General features: G+C 69.9%; 13 protein-coding genes. 6 read left to right on the top strand and 7 right to left on the bottom strand.

Features of this window, described 5'->3' with window-relative positions:
* The first annotated feature begins 2 nt into the window (after positions 1-2).
* Positions 3-584 carry an outer membrane beta-barrel protein gene (locus tag AC1D1T_RS09030; RefSeq protein ID WP_465111357.1) on the top strand — a complete coding sequence of 194 codons (582 nt, stop codon included), beginning with the start codon at positions 3-5 and terminating at the stop codon, positions 582-584.
* Here AC1D1T_RS09030 and rsmA read toward each other — a convergent pair.
* From rsmA to AC1D1T_RS09015, 3 genes are read right to left on the bottom strand one after another with little or no spacing between them, the layout of a single operon-like run.
* A complete protein-coding gene (gene rsmA / locus AC1D1T_RS09025) occupies positions 572-1,336 on the bottom strand; it encodes a 16S rRNA (adenine(1518)-N(6)/adenine(1519)-N(6))-dimethyltransferase RsmA (RefSeq protein WP_465111358.1) in 765 nt (254 codons plus the stop codon). The genes AC1D1T_RS09030 and rsmA overlap by 13 nt on opposite strands.
* Positions 1,337-1,347: 11 nt before the next feature.
* Positions 1,348-2,691, bottom strand: coding sequence for a peptidylprolyl isomerase (locus AC1D1T_RS09020; RefSeq protein ID WP_477991789.1), 1,344 nt, complete (start codon positions 2,689-2,691; stop codon positions 1,348-1,350).
* Complete coding sequence (locus AC1D1T_RS09015) at positions 2,688-5,030, bottom strand: LPS-assembly protein LptD (protein WP_477826512.1); 2,343 nt, start codon at positions 5,028-5,030, stop codon at positions 2,688-2,690. The genes AC1D1T_RS09020 and AC1D1T_RS09015 overlap by 4 nt, the downstream gene beginning before the upstream one ends.
* Positions 5,031-5,190: 160 nt before the next feature.
* On the opposite strand from AC1D1T_RS09015, the gene AC1D1T_RS09010 reads away from it, so the two are divergent.
* Positions 5,191-6,261, top strand: coding sequence for an aminoglycoside phosphotransferase family protein (locus AC1D1T_RS09010; RefSeq protein ID WP_477826513.1), 1,071 nt, complete (start codon positions 5,191-5,193; stop codon positions 6,259-6,261).
* Between the two features lie 30 nt (positions 6,262-6,291).
* Here the strand turns inward: AC1D1T_RS09010 and AC1D1T_RS09005 are convergent, their stop codons facing one another.
* Complete coding sequence (locus AC1D1T_RS09005) at positions 6,292-7,242, bottom strand: LysR family transcriptional regulator (RefSeq protein ID WP_047501414.1); 951 nt, start codon at positions 7,240-7,242, stop codon at positions 6,292-6,294.
* Between the two features lie 197 nt (positions 7,243-7,439).
* Here AC1D1T_RS09005 and AC1D1T_RS09000 point away from each other — a divergent pair, with 197 nt between their 5' ends.
* From AC1D1T_RS09000 to AC1D1T_RS08990, 3 genes are all read left to right on the top strand, one after another.
* Positions 7,440-7,868 (top strand): DUF4148 domain-containing protein, encoded by a 429-nt coding sequence (locus AC1D1T_RS09000; RefSeq protein ID WP_477826004.1) that lies wholly within the window; start codon positions 7,440-7,442, stop codon positions 7,866-7,868.
* A gap of 172 nt (positions 7,869-8,040) precedes the next feature.
* Positions 8,041-9,975, top strand: coding sequence for an ABC transporter ATP-binding protein (locus tag AC1D1T_RS08995; protein ID WP_465111364.1), 1,935 nt, complete (start codon positions 8,041-8,043; stop codon positions 9,973-9,975).
* A 5-nt stretch (positions 9,976-9,980) separates the two neighbouring features.
* Complete coding sequence (locus tag AC1D1T_RS08990; RefSeq protein ID WP_477826002.1) at positions 9,981-11,636, top strand: NAD(P)/FAD-dependent oxidoreductase; 1,656 nt, start codon at positions 9,981-9,983, stop codon at positions 11,634-11,636.
* Positions 11,637-11,639: 3 nt separating this feature from the next.
* Here the strand turns inward: AC1D1T_RS08990 and AC1D1T_RS08985 are convergent, their stop codons facing one another.
* Positions 11,640-12,977: an amidohydrolase gene (locus tag AC1D1T_RS08985; RefSeq protein WP_477826006.1), complete on the bottom strand. Its 1,338-nt coding sequence runs from the start codon at positions 12,975-12,977 to the stop codon at positions 11,640-11,642.
* The gene (locus AC1D1T_RS08980; RefSeq protein ID WP_465111366.1) at positions 12,968-14,443 is read right to left on the bottom strand and encodes a M20 family metallopeptidase; all 1,476 of its coding nucleotides are present in this window, start codon (positions 14,441-14,443) and stop codon (positions 12,968-12,970) included. Before AC1D1T_RS08980 ends, AC1D1T_RS08985 begins: the two co-directional genes overlap by 10 nt.
* 108 nt (positions 14,444-14,551) lie before the next feature.
* On the opposite strand from AC1D1T_RS08980, the gene AC1D1T_RS08975 reads away from it, so the two are divergent.
* Positions 14,552-15,346 carry a DUF4399 domain-containing protein gene (locus AC1D1T_RS08975; protein ID WP_052211317.1) on the top strand — a complete coding sequence of 265 codons (795 nt, stop codon included), beginning with the start codon at positions 14,552-14,554 and terminating at the stop codon, positions 15,344-15,346.
* Here AC1D1T_RS08975 and AC1D1T_RS08970 read toward each other — a convergent pair.
* A partial coding sequence (locus AC1D1T_RS08970; RefSeq protein WP_477991788.1) for a serine aminopeptidase domain-containing protein occupies positions 15,327-15,527 on the bottom strand: 201 nt, incomplete at its 5' end. The two genes, AC1D1T_RS08975 and AC1D1T_RS08970, sit on opposite strands and share 20 nt — an antisense overlap.

The raw sequence follows: 15,527 nt of genomic DNA, 5'->3' as shown, positions 1-15,527 counted from the left end.
CCATGGCATTCGGTCTTGGCGCGCGAGCGTGGCTCGCAGCAGCGTTGGCATCGGGGTTGGTCGCGGCTGCGGCCGCGCAGGAGAACACCGGAGCCGCCGAGGCGCCGTCGGCCGCCGGGCCACAATCCGGGTGGTACGTGTCCGGCGGAGCCGGCCTCAGTCACTACCAGGCGCCAGGCGGGCAGGACAACCAGCATGACACGCTGACCGGTCACGGGGGCAAGCTGATGCTGGGCTATCAGTTCCGGCGCTCGATACGGCTGGAGGCGGGCGCCGTGTCGCTGGGCTCCGGCTGGCACACCGACCCCGCCATCGCGGTGGTCGGCGCATTGCACCTGGGCGACCACATCGCGCTGCTCGGCCGCCTCGGGGCCTACCACCGGCGCACGCCCCGCAGCGACACGTTCATCGTTCGCACCGAGGACAAGGAAGGCACCGAGCTCACGATCGGCGGCGGCATTGAGTGGTATCTGCAACCCCGGTTGTCGGCCCTGCTGGAGGTCGAATCCTTCGAATCGTTTCACTTCTTCGAATCCGATCGCGGTGCCGACATGGCGACACTGTCGCTGCGCTACCGCTTCTGAACCGCCTGCACCAGCGCCAGGTAGTCCGCCACCGGCACTTCCTCGGCGCGGCGTTGCACGTCGAAGGCACCTGAGAAACCGCGCTCGTCGAGCCAGCGGCCCAGCGTGTGGCGCAGCAGCTTGCGGCGCTGCGAGAACGCCACCGTCACCAGTTCGCCCAGCAAGGCCTGCGGCACGCCGGCGGCGTCGGGCAGCGGCTGCATGCGCACCACCGCCGAATCCACCCGCGGCGGCGGGTCGAACGCCTCGGGCGGCACGTCGAGCACCGACTCGATGTCGTAGCGCCACTGCAGCATCACGGTGAGCCGGCCGTAGTCCTTGTTGCCGGGGGCGGCGGCCATGCGATCCACCACCTCCTTCTGCAGCATGAAGTGCTGGTCTTGGACGTGGTCGACGGCGTCGAGCAGGTGGAAGAGGATCGGCGTCGAGATGTTGTACGGCAGGTTGCCGACGACGCGCAGCTTCTGGCCGGCCTGTTCTGCGAGTGCCGGGAAGTCGACCTTCAACACGTCCGATTCGACGACGTTCAGCTCGGGCCGCTTGCGCAGCCGCGCCGCCAGGTCGCGATCGAGTTCGATCACGGTCAGGCGTTCGCTGCGCTCGACCAGCGGGTCGGTCATGGCACCCAGTCCGGGCCCGATCTCGACGACCGCCTCGCCCGGGCGCGGGTTGATCGCATCGACGATCGCGCCGATGACCGAGTCATCGGTCAGGAAATGCTGCCCGAACCGCTTGCGAGGAAGATGACGCACAGGCTTGCCGCTTACTGCGGCGCCTCGCGCATCTCGATGTAGGCCCGTGCCCGCAGGTCGCGCGCCCAGTCGTTGTAGGCCTCTTCGAACTTCTGCTCGCGCAGGATGTTGCGGGCCTGCTCGCGCTGCTGCCGCAGGTCGAGCGTCATCTTGCGGCGCTCGACCACCTGGATCAGGTGCACGCCGAAGCGCGATACCACCGGATCCGACAGCCCGTTGATCGGCAGCGCGTTCATCGCCTCCTCGAACTCGGGCACGAAGCCGCCCGGCGACACCCAACCGAGGTCGCCGCCCTGCGCCGCGCTGCCGTCTTCGGAGTTGTCGCGCGCCAGCTGGTCGAAGTTGCGCGAGCCGCTCTGGATCTGCCGCTTCAWTTCCTGCAGGCGCCGCACCGCGGCCTCCTGCGAGAGCTGCGCCGACGGCCGCAGCAGGATGTGGCGAGCGCGCGTCTGCGTCACCGAGAACGCGCCGCCCTCGCGCTTGTCAATCAGCTTCATCACGTGGAAGCCGGCGCCGGAGCGCAGCAGCGTCGGCGCGATCTCGCCCGGCTTCAGGCCGCGCACCGCCTCGACGAAGATGTCGGGCAGCCGGTCGGCCGGGCGCATGCCGATCTCGCCGCCGCGCGCCTTGTTGCCGTCCTCGGAGACTTCCTTCGCGACCACGTCGAACGGGGCGCTGCTGCGCACCCGGTTCAGCGCAGCTTCGGCCTTGGTGCGGCGCTCGGCGACCAGGCTCTCGCTCGCCCCCTCGGGCACGGTGACCAGGATCTGCGCGATGTTGTATTCGGTCGCGCTGCCGGCCGCGGCGCGCTGCTTGTCGAGCACGCCGTCGATCTCGGCGTCGGTGATCGTGATGCGGGCCTGCACCTCGCGCTCGCGCACCCGCTCGACCAGCAGCTGGTCGCGCACGTTGTTGCGAAAGCGCGCGTAGTCGATGCCTTCCTTCTTGAGCCGCTCGCGCAGCTGGGCCGGCGTCAACTGGTTCTGCGCCGCGACGTTGGCGACCGCGCGCTCGAGCTCCATGTCGTCGACGCGCTGCCCGACATCGCGCGCGTTCGTGATCTGCACGCGCTCGTCGATCAGCGCATCGACCACCTGGCGCCGCAGTTCGTCGTCCGGCGGCAGCTTGGCCTTGCTGCGCTGGGCTTCCTCGCGCAGGCGGTCGATGCGCTGCTGCACCTCGCCGGCGGTGACCAGCTCCTGGTTGACGATCGCGACGATGTAGTCGGCGGTCTGCGTACGCGTGGAGGGGCGCGGGGCGGGTGCTGCGGTCTGGGCCTGCACGGCCGCCGTCGCGACGGTCGCGGACAGCAGCGACATCAGCGCGCGGGAAGCAAGGCGTTGGAATGCAATCATGGTGTCGTGGGGCTGGCAGCGGGCGCGGCGGGATCGTCGCGCAGCATGCGGTAACCGGGGATATTGTCCTTCAAGACCTTCAGCGGGTTGGTCCCGAGGCGCGACAGGCCGATCAGCTCGAGCTCGAAGCCGAGCTGCGTGGTCGCCTCCTGCTGGCTGGTCGACAGCCGTTTCGCGATCACGCGGCCGATCCAGCAGCCGGCGTCGTACTCGAAACCCACCACCGAATCGGTGAGCCGCCGCTCGGACACGTTGTAGCTCAAGCGCCCGACGCTGTACCAGGCGCCGGTGCAGCGCCCGCCGCGGTCGCTGCTCTGCCCGGGGCGGCCGTACAGCGGCCACTGCCAGCCGACCTCGAACTGTTCGCTCGGCAGGCCGGTCACGCTGTCGTTGCGGTTGAAGCGGTAGTTGGTGTTGATCGTGCGGTACGGCCCCGGCGCGTAGCGCACGCCCAGGATCGAGCGCACCGTCTGGTGCTGCTCGGGGCTGTACTGCACGGCCGCGTCGAAGCGCCAGTGCTTCAGCAGGCCGGACGAGCCGGTCAGCAGCAGGTCCGACACGCTCTGCGAGATCGGCTGCTTGTCGGGCGTGATCCGCTGGTCCTCGAACAGGTAGCGCTGGGCCAGGCCCAGGCGCAGCAGCTCGGAGCCGTCGCCCGAGTCGAGCATGCGGGTGGTGACGCCGGCGGTCAGCTGGTGCGCATCCGACACCCGGTCGACGCCCGAAAAGCTGTTCTCGGTGTAGATCGAATCGAAGTTGAAGTCCTTCTCGGCCGAATCGAAGTTCGGCAGGTCGTTCTGCTCTCGGTACGGCGTCTTCGTGTAGAAGAGCCGCGGCTCCATGGTCTGGCGCGCCGGGCGGCCGAGCAGCTGCGTGTCGCGCTCCAGCACCCAGGCACTGTCCAGGCTGAAGGTCGGGATCACGCGGTGGAAGCGGTCGCGGCCGTCGGCCATCGGGGCGTCGAGCCGGTAGCTGGCGGCATTCACCAGCACCTTCGGCGTCAGCGTCCAGCCGGGCGTGCCGAACGGCCACGCCAGCGAGCCCAGCAGGTGCAGCCGCGAGCCGACGGGTCGCGGGTTCGCCGCGGTGTCGTCGGGCGCCACGCCGAGGCGGTGGCCGTCCGGGTTCACGAAGCGGTTGGCCTCGGCCTCCATGCTGAACTCGAGGCCGCCGACGAGCGGCTGCCAGGTGCGCACGCCGAGCTGCGGCAGCCGGTCGTAGGGGGTCGCGAGCGGGCTGTCGGCATCCTGCAGCACCTGCCAGCGCTCGACGCGCGCGTAGGTGGTCCAGAGGCCGAAGTCGCTCGCCACCTGCGCGTCGCCGAGCAGCAGCCGCGGCGTCAGGCTGTTGATGCCGCGCGGCAGGTCTTTCCAGTAGTCGTCGTCGCTGACGCGCATCACGTTGGTCCGGTAGCGCGTGTTGCCGAGCAGCACGCCTTCCTGCTCCAGGTTGAATGCGCTGCGGGTGATGCCGGCCTGGCGGTCGTTGGGCAGCAGGTTCAGGTCGACGCGGCCTTCGTGGCCCGGCTCGAGGTAGCGGAACTCGGTGTCGAGCCCGGCACCGCGCTTCGAGATGATGGCCGGCGTCAGCGTCGCATCGCGGTTCGGCGCGATGTTCCAGTAGTACGGCACGGCCACCTGCAGGCCGCTCTTGTTGTCGATGTCGATGCTCGGCGGCAGCCAGCCGGACTTGCGGTCGTCGCTCAGCGGAAAGCTCAGCACCGGCGCTGCGAGGATCGGCACGCCGTAGAAGCGCAGCACCGCACCCTGCGCGATGCCTTCGTTGTTCGCGAAATCGAGCCGCACGCGGTCGGTCGACAGGATCCACGCCGGCGGGCTGCCGTCGAGGTCGTCGACGCGGCAGCTGGTGTAGGTGGCGCCGGTCGCGACGGTCAGCTGCTCGCCGAGGAAGTCGAGCCGCTCGGCACTGCCGCCGGCCTGGGTGCGCGAGAAGAAGTAGGTCGGCTTCAGGAAGAAGCCTTCGAAGCGCTCGACCTTCAGCTGCAGCTCGGGACCGGTGTAGACGTTGCCGTCGCGGCTCACGCGCACCTTGCCGGTGGCATGGGCCAGGTCGTTCGACTGCTCGTAGGTCATGCGGTCGGCGCTGATCTGCATCGAGCCGCGCTGGAAGCGGGCATTGCCCTCGGCGATGACGTCCTGGTCGGGGCGGGCGCGGACCTCGTCAGCCTCGAGCACCATCGCGTTGTCCGGTGCGGAGGCGGCGGACGCCGGTGCGGGTGCCGAAGCCGCGGATGCCGCCGATGCCGCGGCAGCCGGTGGCACGACCGCCTGCGCCCACCCGACCGACGCCCAGCCCGCGGCCGAGGCCGCGAGGCTCAAGCGGATCGCGCAGACGCAGAGTCGGAGTGGGAACGGCGGCAGCAAGGGAGCGAGGACATCAGGAGCGGAGGGACGGCTCGGCGCCGCGGCACCGGCACGACGACAGGCGGCGCGCCCAGGGCGATTTGTAGAATCGATTATCCACGAGCAGTATCCCCACATGCCCCTGACCCCTGATCCGACGACCTCCGGGTCGACTGTGCCCCCGCTGGCCTGGCCCGACGACAGCCGCCGCGTCGCCTTCGAAAGCTGGCTGCGGCAATTGGCGGGCCGGGGCACCCACGCGAGCGGGGCGCGGCCGGCCAGCAACGACGCGAGCTTCCGCCGCTACCTGCGGGTCGACACCGAGGCCGGCACGCGCATCGTGATGGATGCGCCGCCCGAGAAGGAGGACTGCCGGCCGTTCGTGAAGGTCGCCGCGCTGCTGCGCGCCGCCGGCCTGAACGCGCCCGAGGTGCTCGACTGGCATGCCGAGGACGGCTTCATGCTGCTGTCCGACCTGGGCGACCAGACCTACCTGTCGCAACTCGACGATCGCAGCGCGCACGCGCTGTATGCCGATGCGAGCCAGGCGCTGGTGCGGCTGCAGGGCATCGAGGCGGCGTCGCAGCTGCCGGCCTACGACCGCACGCTGCTGATGCGCGAGATGCAGCTGTTCCCCGACTGGTACGTGAAGCACGCCGGCCACGTGCTGACGGCCGACGAGCAGGCCCAATGGGCCGATTGCGTCGAGCGCATCGTGCAGAACAACCTGGCCCAGCCGATGGTGCTGGTGCACCGCGACTACCACTCGCGCAACCTGATGGTCTGCCCGGCGGCCGGCGCGGCCACCAACCCCGGCATCCTCGACTTCCAGGACGCCGTCTGGGGCCCGATCACCTACGACCTGGCCAGCCTGCTGCGCGATGCCTACATCGAGCTCCAGGAAGACGTGCAGATCGACCTCGCGGTGCGCTACTGGGAGCGCGCGCGCAAGGCCGGCCTGCCGGTGCAGGCCGACTTCGGCGAGTTCTGGCGCGATTTCGAGTGGATGGGCCTGCAGCGCCACCTGAAAGTGCTGGGCATCTTCGCGCGGCTGTACCACCGCGACGGCAAGGACGGCTACCTGCAGAACCTGCCGCTGGTGTGGCGCTATGCGCACCGCACCGCGAGCCGCTACAACGGGCTCGGCGCGTTGGCGCGGCTGCTGGAGCGCCTGGTCGGCGAGACCCGCCAGGACGTGTTCCGGTAGCCCGGATGCGAATCCGGGGAGCGCCAGCGCCTACCGCGTCTGGCAGCCGGCGGCGGCGAGCCATGGGTCGGTCTCGCCGCCGCCGAAAGTCTCCAGCAGGAAATCGATGAACGCCCGCGTGCGCGCCGGCACGTGCTTGCGCGTCGGCATCGCGGCGTAGATCGTGGTCGTCAGCAGGTGCCAGCGCGGCAGCACGCGTTCGAGCGCGTGCTCCATCAGCGCGTCCTCGACGACGAACGACGGCAGCCCGGCGATGCCCATGCCGGCGAGCGCGGCGGCGTACATCGTGTCGATGTGCGTCGTGCCCAGCGCGGGCCGCCCCGGCGTCAGCGTGTACGACTCGCCGGACGGCTCGTCATCGCCCCACACGCCCTCGTGGAAGGTCAGCTCCCGCAGGAAGGTCGGCACCATCGCCTCATGCCCGGCCAGCTCCGACGGGTGCACCGGCCGGCCGCGGCGGTTCAGGTACTCGGGCGAGGCGCAGGTGATGACCTCGGAGCGCGCGAGGCGCCGCGCGACGAAGTCGCCATCGAGCGGGCGGTCGCCGACCGACAGGATGCTCACGTCGAAGTTCTCGTCGACCGCCTCGACCGGGCCGGGGCACGACAGCTCGATCGTCACCTTCGGGAACAGCGTGCGGAATTTCGGCAGGTGCTTGGCGATCTGGTGCACCGCGAAGGCCGGCGGCGCCAGCACGCGCAGGTGGCCGCGCGGCTCGGAGGTGGCGGCGCTCGCGAGCGCCTCGGCCTCTTCGACTTCGGTGAGGATCTGCTGCACGCGTTCGAGGTAGAGCTCGCCGGTGTCGGTGAGCGCGAGGCGGCGCGTCGTGCGGTTGATCAGGCGGGCGCCGAGGTGCTCTTCGAGGTCGGCCACGAGCCGCGTGACGACGGCCGGCGAGAGGTTCAGCCGGCGTGCGGCCGACGCGAAACTTCCTTCCTCGATCACCCGGGAAAACACCCGCATCGAATGCAGACGATCCATTCCTTCGCCCTCATTGTTTCTTTTTTGACAATGGGGCATTGAAGCACGTGCTGTTTATTGATTCAAGCGCAATGTCTACAGTTCACCCCATCGATGAGGCCAACGCAACAGTGACTCACCGAGGCTGGACAAGACGGCTCTGACAAACCCCTGAAGCCGCCCTGCCTGGAAACGTCAACCTTCTGAAGGAATTCATCATGAGCACCAAGAACTTCGCCGCCCTTGCCACCGTCGCCCTTGCACTGGCTGGCGCCTCCGTCACCGCGTTCGCTGCCGACACCGGCCTGACCCGCGAGCAAGTGCGTGCCGAACTGGCCCGTGCCCGCGCTTCCGGCGAACTGCTGCCGAACTCGGAAAGCTACGGCTACAACAACGCGTCGATCACGCTGCCGAAGGCCGCCGCCGCGACGGCCGACAGCGGCAAGAGCCGTGAGCAAGTGCGTGCCGAACTGGCGCGCGCCCGTGCCGACGGCACGCTGGTCCCGAACTCGGAAAGCTACGGCTACGCGACCCCGGTGGTGGCCGGCACGAGCCGCACCCGCGCCGAAGTGCGTGCCGAGGCGATCGAAGCCGCCAAGGCTCACAAGAGCGACGCCAGCTACGGCGCGCTGTCGACCGGCTACTGATCGCTGACGCGCAGAGCGCGCAACGGTTGTGGGACACCGCAGAGGCCGCCTTCGGGCGGCCTCTGTCGTTGGGTAGCGCGGTGGGGTATCCGTTCCGCGCGAGAATGGGCGACCCCCAACCCCCGATGCGGCGCACGCCACAAGCCTGCGCCGCGTTGCCATTGGCGCCGCCATGTCAGCCTTCTTCCTGCAACGCATCCACCCGACCGACGCGCCCCGCGGCGAGCCGCCGCCCGGCCTGCTGGCCTTCTACTGGCACTTCATCCGCCAGACGCGCTGGCTGTACGTCGCGATGTTCGCCACCGGGCTGGTGGTGGCCGGGGTCGACACGCTGGTACCGGTCTTCATCGGCAGGCTGGTCACGCTGATGCAGGCGCCCGATCGCGCCGCCGCGTTCAGCGCTGCCGCGCCGATGCTGCTCGGCATGGCCGCGCTGGTGCTGTTCGGCCGGCCGCTCGCGCTGCTGGCCGACACGATGGTGCGCAACATCGCGGTGGTGCCGGGCGTCACCAGCCTGATCCGCTGGCAGAGCCACTGGCACGTGGTGCGCCAGGGCTGGACCTTCTTCCAGAACGATTTCGCCGGCCGCATCGCCAACCGCGTGATGCAGACCAGCAACGCGGTGCGCGAGAGCGTGGTCAGCTCGATCCGCGCGATCTGGTACATCGTGATCTACGGCGTCACCGCGCTGGTGCTGATGGCCAGCGCCGACTGGCGGCTCGCCGTGCCGACCGTGCTGTGGTTCGCGAGCTACGTGTTCTTCCTGCGGCATTTCGTGCCGCGCATGCGCGACCTGGCGCGCGCCAGCTCGGAGTTGCGCTCGGCGCTGATGGGGCGCGTGGTCGACAGCTACACCAACATCCTGACCGTGAAGCTGTTCGCCCGCGCGCGCGACGAAGACGCCTACGTGCGCGAGAGCGTCGACGAGCACACGCTCGCGATCGCCGCGCACATGAAGCTCACGACGCAGTTCATGGCGACGCTGTCGGCGATGAACGCGCTGTTCCTGGTCAGCACCGCGACCATCGGCGTGCTGCTGTGGGCGAACGGGCACATCGCCGCCGGCATGGTGGCCACCGCGCTGCCGCTGGCCTGGCAGATCGCGAGCGTCGCCGGCTGGGTCAGCTGGGAAGTGACCGGCATCTTCGAGAACGTCGGCGTGGTGCAGGAGGGCATGGAGACGATCGCGGTGCCGCACACGCTGGTCGACAAGGCGGGGGCTCGCCCGCTCGAGGTGACGCGCGGCGAGATCCGCTTCGAGCACCTGACCTTCACCTACGGCCGCGGCGACGGCAAGCGCGTGCTCGACGAGCTCGACCTGGTCGTGAAGCCGGGCGAGCGCGTCGGGCTGGTCGGCCGCTCGGGCGCCGGCAAGTCGACGCTCGTGAACCTGCTGCTGCGCTTCCACGAGGTGGAGCAGGGCCGCATCCGCATCGACGGGCAGGACATCGCCGACGTCACGCAGGAGAGCCTGCGCGGCGCGATCGGCCTGGTGACGCAGGACACCTCGCTGCTGCACCGCTCGATCGCCGCCAACATCGGCTACGGCCGGCCGGACGCGACGGCCGGGCAGGTCGAAGCGGCAGCGCGCAAGGCGCAGGCGCACGGCTTCATCCAGGAGCTGCAGGACTGGAAGGGCCGCACCGGCTACGAGGCGCACGTCGGCGAGCGCGGCGTGAAGCTCTCCGGCGGCCAGCGCCAGCGCGTCGCGATCGCCCGCGTGGTGCTGAAGGACGCGCCGATCCTGGTGCTCGACGAAGCCACCTCGGCACTCGACAGCGAGGTCGAGCTCGCGATCCAGGACCAGCTGCTGAACCTGATGGAAGGCAAGACGGTGATCGCGATCGCGCACCGGCTGTCGACGATCGCCCGCATGGACCGGCTGATCGTGCTGGAGCAGGGCCGCATCGTCGAGCAGGGCACGCACGACGAGCTGCTGCAGCTCGACGGCCAGTACGCGCTGCTGTGGAAGCACCAGTCGGGCGGCTTCCTGGCGCATGACCAGCCCCTGCCTGCAGACCGCGGCGAGGACGACGAGGTCGTGATCGACGACGCACCGCTCGACGAGCTGCGCTCGGCCCAGCAGCCCGAGCCCGCGGGACAATAGCGCCCATGCTCCGAATCACCGAACTGCGGCTGCCGCTCGACCATGCCGAAGGCGCGCTGCGCCCGGCCGTGCTGCAGCGCCTGGGCCTGGCCGATGCCGCGCTGAAGTCCGCCACCGTCTTCAAGCGCAGCTACGACGCGCGCAAGAAGTCCGCCATCGTGCTGATCTACACCGTCGACTGCGAGCTTGCCGACCCGGCCGGCGAGGCCGCGCTGCTGCAGCGCTTCGCGACCGATCCGCACATCAAGCCGTCGCCCGACACCTCGTACAAGTTCGTCGGCCACGCGCCGGCCGATTTCGAGGGCTCGGGTCGCCTGCGCCCGCTGGTCGTCGGCTTCGGGCCGTGCGGGCTGTTCGCCGCGCTGATCCTCGCGCAGATGGGGCTGCGGCCGATCGTGCTGGAGCGCGGCAAGGAAGTGCGCCAGCGCACCCAGGACACCTGGGGCCTGTGGCGCAAGAATGTCCTGAACCCCGAATCGAACGTGCAGTTCGGCGAGGGCGGCGCCGGCACCTTCTCCGACGGCAAGCTGTGGAGCCAGATCAGCGACCCGCGCCACCTGACGCGCAAGGTGCTGACCGAGTTCGTCAAGGCCGGCGCGCCGGAAGAGATCCTGTTCGTCAGCAAGCCGCACATCGGCACCTTCCGGCTGGTCAGCATGATCGAGAAGATGCGCGCCGAGATCGAAGCGCTGGGCGGCGAGATCCGCTTCGAGCAGCGCGTGACCGATGTGCTCATCGAAGGGGGCCCCGAGGGCCGGCACATCCGCGGCGTGACGCTCGCGTCCGGCGAGCAGCTGCGCGCCGACCACGTCGTGCTGGCGCTCGGCCACAGCGCGCGCGACACCTTCGCGATGCTGCACGAGCGCGGTGTCTTCATGGAGGCCAAGCCGTTCTCGGTCGGTTTCCGCATCGAGCATCCGCAGTCGATCATCGACCGCGCACGCTTCGGCCCGAACGCCGGCAACCCGATCCTCGGCGCGGCCGACTACAAGCTGGTGCACCACGCCGCCAACGGCCGCTCGGTCTACAGCTTCTGCATGTGCCCGGGCGGCACGGTGGTGGCGGCCACCTCGGAGGTCGGCCGCGTCGTGACGAACGGCATGAGCCAGTACTCGCGCAACGAGCGCAACGCGAATGCCGGCATCGTCGTCGGCATCTCGCCGCAGGACTATGCGCAGGATCCGGATGCGCCGGGGCCGGTCAATCCGCTGGACGGCATCGCGTTCCAGCGCCGGCTCGAGTCGCGCGCCTTCGAGCTCGGCGGCGGCACCTACGAGGCGCCCGGCCAGCTGGTCGGCGATTTCGTCAAGGGCCAGCGTTCCCGCGAGTTCGGCAGCGTGCTGCCGTCGTACAAGCCGGGCGTGCTGCTCGGCGACCTGCACACTAGCCTGCCGGCGTACGCCATCGAGGCGATCCGCGAGGCGCTGCCGGCGTTCGAGCGGCAGATCAAGGGCTTCTCGATGCCCGATGCGGTGCTCACCGGCGTCGAGACGCGCACCTCGTCGCCGCTGCGCATCACGCGCGGCAAGGACTGGCAGAGCCTGAACGTGAAGGGCCTGTACCCGGCCGGTGAGGGCGCGGGCTATGCCGGCGGGATCATGTCGGCCGGCGTCGACGGGATCGAGGTGGCCGAGGCGCTGGGCGCGTCGATGCTCCGCTGACGACTACGGGCTGACCAGGTAGTCGAGCGCCAGCGTCGCCAGCGCCTTCACGCCCAGGGGCAACGCCGCCTCGTCGAAATCGAAGTCCGGCGCATGGTTCGGCGGCGCGTTCTGCGGCGTCTTGCCGGGCGGCGTCGCGCCGAGGATGAAGAACAGCCCCGGCACCTGCTTCTGGTACTCCGAGAAATCTTCCGACGCGCTGATCTTCGGCAGCTCCATCACGCGGTTGCCGCTCGCGCGCTGCAACGAAGGCATCATCCGCGCGAGCAGCTCGCGCGGGTTGTCGGTGACGGCATAGGTGGCCGGCCCGAAGCTGACGCTCGCCTGCGCGCCGCTGGCCGCGGCGATCGATTCGGCGGTCGTCACGATGCGCCGCTTCGCCTCTTCGCGCATCTCCTCGTCGAAGCTGCGCAGCGTGCCGCGCATCTCGACGCTGTCAGGCAGCACGTTCTCGCGGTTGCCGCCGTGGATCGACGCGATGCTCAGCACCGCCGGCTCATGGCTGATGTTCAGCTGGCGGCTCACGATGGTCTGCAGCCCGGTGATGATCTGCGCCGAGACGACGATCGGATCGATGCCGCCCCACGGCGCGCCGCCATGCGTGCCGCGGCCCCGCACCGTGATGCGCAGCGAATCGGCACCGGCCAGCATCGGCCCGCCGCGCACGCCGAGCGTGCCCGAGGCCAGGTTCGGAGAGAGGTGCAGGCCGAACACCGCATCGACCTTCGGGTTCTCGAGCACGCCTTCCTCGACCATCGCGCGCGCGCCCCAGCTGTCGGCAGCGGTCGACGGCAGGTCGGCGAGGCCTTCCTCGGCCGGCTGGAAGATGAACTTCACGCGGCCGGGAACCTGCGCACGCAGCCCGGCCAGCAGCTCGGCCACGCCCATCAGGATCGCGGTGTGGCCGTCATGGCCGCAGGCGTGCATCACCGGCGTCTGCACGCCCTGGTAGCGGCCGGTCTGCTGCGAGGCGAACGGCAGGTTCGTCGCCTCGGCCACCGGCAGCGCGTCCATGTCGGCGCGCAGCGCGACCACGCGCGACCCCGGCAGCCCGCCGCGCAGCAGGCCGACCACGCCGCGTCCGCCGACGCCGGTCGTCACCTCCAGGCCCAGCCGGCGCAGGTGCTCGGCCACCAGCGCGGCGGTGCGCACCTCCTGGCCGGAGAGCTCGGGATGGGCGTGGATGTCGCGGCGCCAGGCGACCAGGCGCGGCACGATCGGTGCCAGTCGCGCATCGAGGGCCTGGGGGTCTGCGCCCTGAGGCTGCGCCAGGGCGATGTTGGCAAGAAGCAGGCTGCAGGCGATGACGTGCGCGGCCCTCGAGCCTTGCCTCAAGGGCAGGCCGCCATCACCTGCGCCACCGCCGCCGTCAGCTTCTTCCCGTACGGCACATGCAGGAACTCGTTCGGCCCGTGCGCATTGCTCTTCGGGCCGAGCACGCCGCAGACCATCATCTGCGCCTTCGGGAAGCCCTTCTGCAGCAGGCTCATCAGCGGGATCGTGCCGCCCTGGCCGACGTAGCCGCAGGGCGCGCCGAACTGCGCCTGCGACGCGCTGTTCAGCGCATCCTCCAGCCACGGCGCCAGGCTCGGCGCATTCCAGCCGCTCGCGCCGTACGCACCGGCCCGGCCATCGGCCGCGAAGGTCACGCGGGCGTTGTACGGCGCGTTGTCCTCCAGCAGCGTCTTCAGCTGCATCGCGGCCTCGTTGCCGTCGACCAGCGGCGGCACCCGCAGGCTCAGCTTGAACGCGGTGTACGGACGCAGCACGTTGCCGGCGTTCTTCAGCTCGGGGAAGCCGTCGGCACCGGTGACGCTCAGCGTCGGGCGCCAGGTGCGGTTCAGCAGCGCCTCGGTCGGGTCGGTCGTGGTGGGCAGCGTCGGGCCGCCGTCGGCACCGCAGGCCCACGGAAAACGCTTCCAGACCTCGTCGCCGAGGATCTCGGCCGTCGCCTTCGCCTGCGCGAGGCGATCGCCGGGGATCTCGCAATGGAAGCTCTCCGGCAGCAGGCGGCCGGTCTTGCTGTCCTCGAGCCGGTCCAGCACCTGGCGCAGGATGCGGAAGCTCGACGGCACCAGCCCGCTGGAATCGCCGGAGTGGATGCCCTCGGTCAGGATCTCCACCTTCAGCACGCCGCTGACCATGCCGCGCAGGCTGGTCGTCAGCCACAGCTGGTCGTAGTTGCCGGCACCGCTGTCGAGGCAGACGACCAGGCTCACGTTGCCCAGCCGCTCGCGCAGCACGTCGAGGTAGGCCGGCAGGTCGAACGAGCCGCTCTCCTCGCAGGCCTCGATGATGCCGACGCAGCGCGGGCGCGGGATGCCCTGCCGGTCGAGCGCCATGATCGCCGTCAGCGACGCGTAGACCGCGTAGCCGTCGTCGGCGGCGCCGCGGCCGTACAGCAGGCCGTTCTCGTACTTCGGCGTCCAGGGCCCCAGGTCGCTGCGCCAGCCGTTGAATTCGGGTTGCTTGTCGAGGTGGCCGTACAGGCAGATGGTGTCGGTGCTGCCGGCCTTGGTCGCCGGCACCTCGAAGAAGATCACCGGCGTGCGCCCTTCGATCCGGACCACTTCCAGCTTCAGCCCGGCCACCTTCTTGCTCTCGACCCAGCTGGCGGCGTCGCGCACCACCCGCTCGAGGTGCCCGTTCTTCTGCCAGTCGGCATCGAACATCGGGCTTTTGGCCGGGATCGCGATGTAGTCGGTCAGCGCCGGGACGATCTCTTCGTCCCACGTGCGGTTGGCAAACTCGGCGATCGCGGTGGCTTCGTCGGGCTGCAGCGGAAGGTTGGGGTCGCGAGCGTTCATGGCCGGTTCTCCTGGAGCAGTGAATCCCTTGTGGGGAATTGCCGAGTGTAGAACCGAGCGCCTCAGGCTATGCTGATCCGATCCACAAGAACACACGAGGAGACAGGGATGCACCAATGCGTCACACAGGCCGCAGGGCTGATGGCGGCTGTGCTGCTGGGCGGTGCGGTCGGCCATGCCGAGGAGGCGCAGCATCCCTGGGTGGTCGCGTCACCCCTGGCAGTCAAGGAGACCTACTTCAGCAACCTGAGCTCCGGGGCGAGCATCGAGACACCGTTCGTGCTGAAGTTCGGCCTCAGCGGCATGGGGCTGGCGCCGATCACCAAGCCGCAGCCGCGCACCGGGCACCACCACCTGCTGATCAACCGCGAGCTGCCGCTCGATTTCTCGAAGCCGCTGCCCTTCAACGACCAGTATGTGCACTTCGGCAAGGGCCAGATGGAGACGGTGCTGACGCTGGCGCCCGGCGACTACACGCTGCGCCTGGTGCTGGCCGACGACAAGCACATCCCGAACTTCGTCTACAGCAAGCCGTTGCGCATCACGGTGACGAAGAAGAATGCCGACCTCGACCCGGCCAGCCTGGGGGCGCCCGGTGTCGAGCTGATGCTGCCGGTGGCCGAGGCGTCGGCCGGCAAGCCGCTGCAGGTGCGCTTCCATGCGTCGCGGCTGAATGTGTCGCACATCGCGCTGCAGGAGAAGGGCACCGGCCACTTCCGGCTGAGTGCGCTGCGCGACGGGGCCAAGCCCGAGACGCTGGACTTCCCCGGTGGACAGACCGAGGCGTGGATCAAGCCGCCGCCCGGGCGCTACCAGCTCAGGCTGGAGTTCGTCGACAACCTGGCGCCGGCCACGGTGCTGGCCACGGCGGCGGCGCAGTCGATCACGGTCCTGCCGAAGTGAATCGTCGCAGCCCGGCCTGCAGCGCGGCGAACACCTCCGCCTGCTCGGGCTCGTTGAAGATCTCGTGGAACAGCGCCGGGAACGCCTGCGCCGTGACGACCGCCTGCGGAGCCGCCGCGGCGAACGCCCGGCTGCCGGCCGGCGCGACGCAGCGGTCGCTGCCGGCGTACAGCAGCAGCGT

It is taken from the genome of Rhizobacter sp. P2_H3 (assembly GCF_056403355.1).
This window is presented reverse-complemented; position numbering and strand designations above follow the sequence as displayed.

What these genes read in the sequence shown, in the direction of transcription:
- AC1D1T_RS09030 (WP_465111357.1), top strand. Translation starts at nt 3, where the DNA reads ATGGCATTCGGTCTTGGCGCGCGAGCGTGGCTCGCAGCAGCGTTGGCA.
- AC1D1T_RS09010 (WP_477826513.1), top strand. Translation starts at nt 5,191, where the DNA reads ATGCCCCTGACCCCTGATCCGACGACCTCCGGGTCGACTGTGCCCCCG.
- AC1D1T_RS09005 (WP_047501414.1), bottom strand. Translation starts at nt 7,242, where the DNA reads ATGGATCGTCTGCATTCGATGCGGGTGTTTTCCCGGGTGATCGAGGAA.
- AC1D1T_RS09000 (WP_477826004.1), top strand. Translation starts at nt 7,440, where the DNA reads ATGAGCACCAAGAACTTCGCCGCCCTTGCCACCGTCGCCCTTGCACTG.
- AC1D1T_RS08995 (WP_465111364.1), top strand. Translation starts at nt 8,041, where the DNA reads ATGTCAGCCTTCTTCCTGCAACGCATCCACCCGACCGACGCGCCCCGC.
- AC1D1T_RS08990 (WP_477826002.1), top strand. Translation starts at nt 9,981, where the DNA reads ATGCTCCGAATCACCGAACTGCGGCTGCCGCTCGACCATGCCGAAGGC.
- AC1D1T_RS08980 (WP_465111366.1), bottom strand. Translation starts at nt 14,443, where the DNA reads ATGAACGCTCGCGACCCCAACCTTCCGCTGCAGCCCGACGAAGCCACC.
- AC1D1T_RS08975 (WP_052211317.1), top strand. Translation starts at nt 14,552, where the DNA reads ATGCACCAATGCGTCACACAGGCCGCAGGGCTGATGGCGGCTGTGCTG.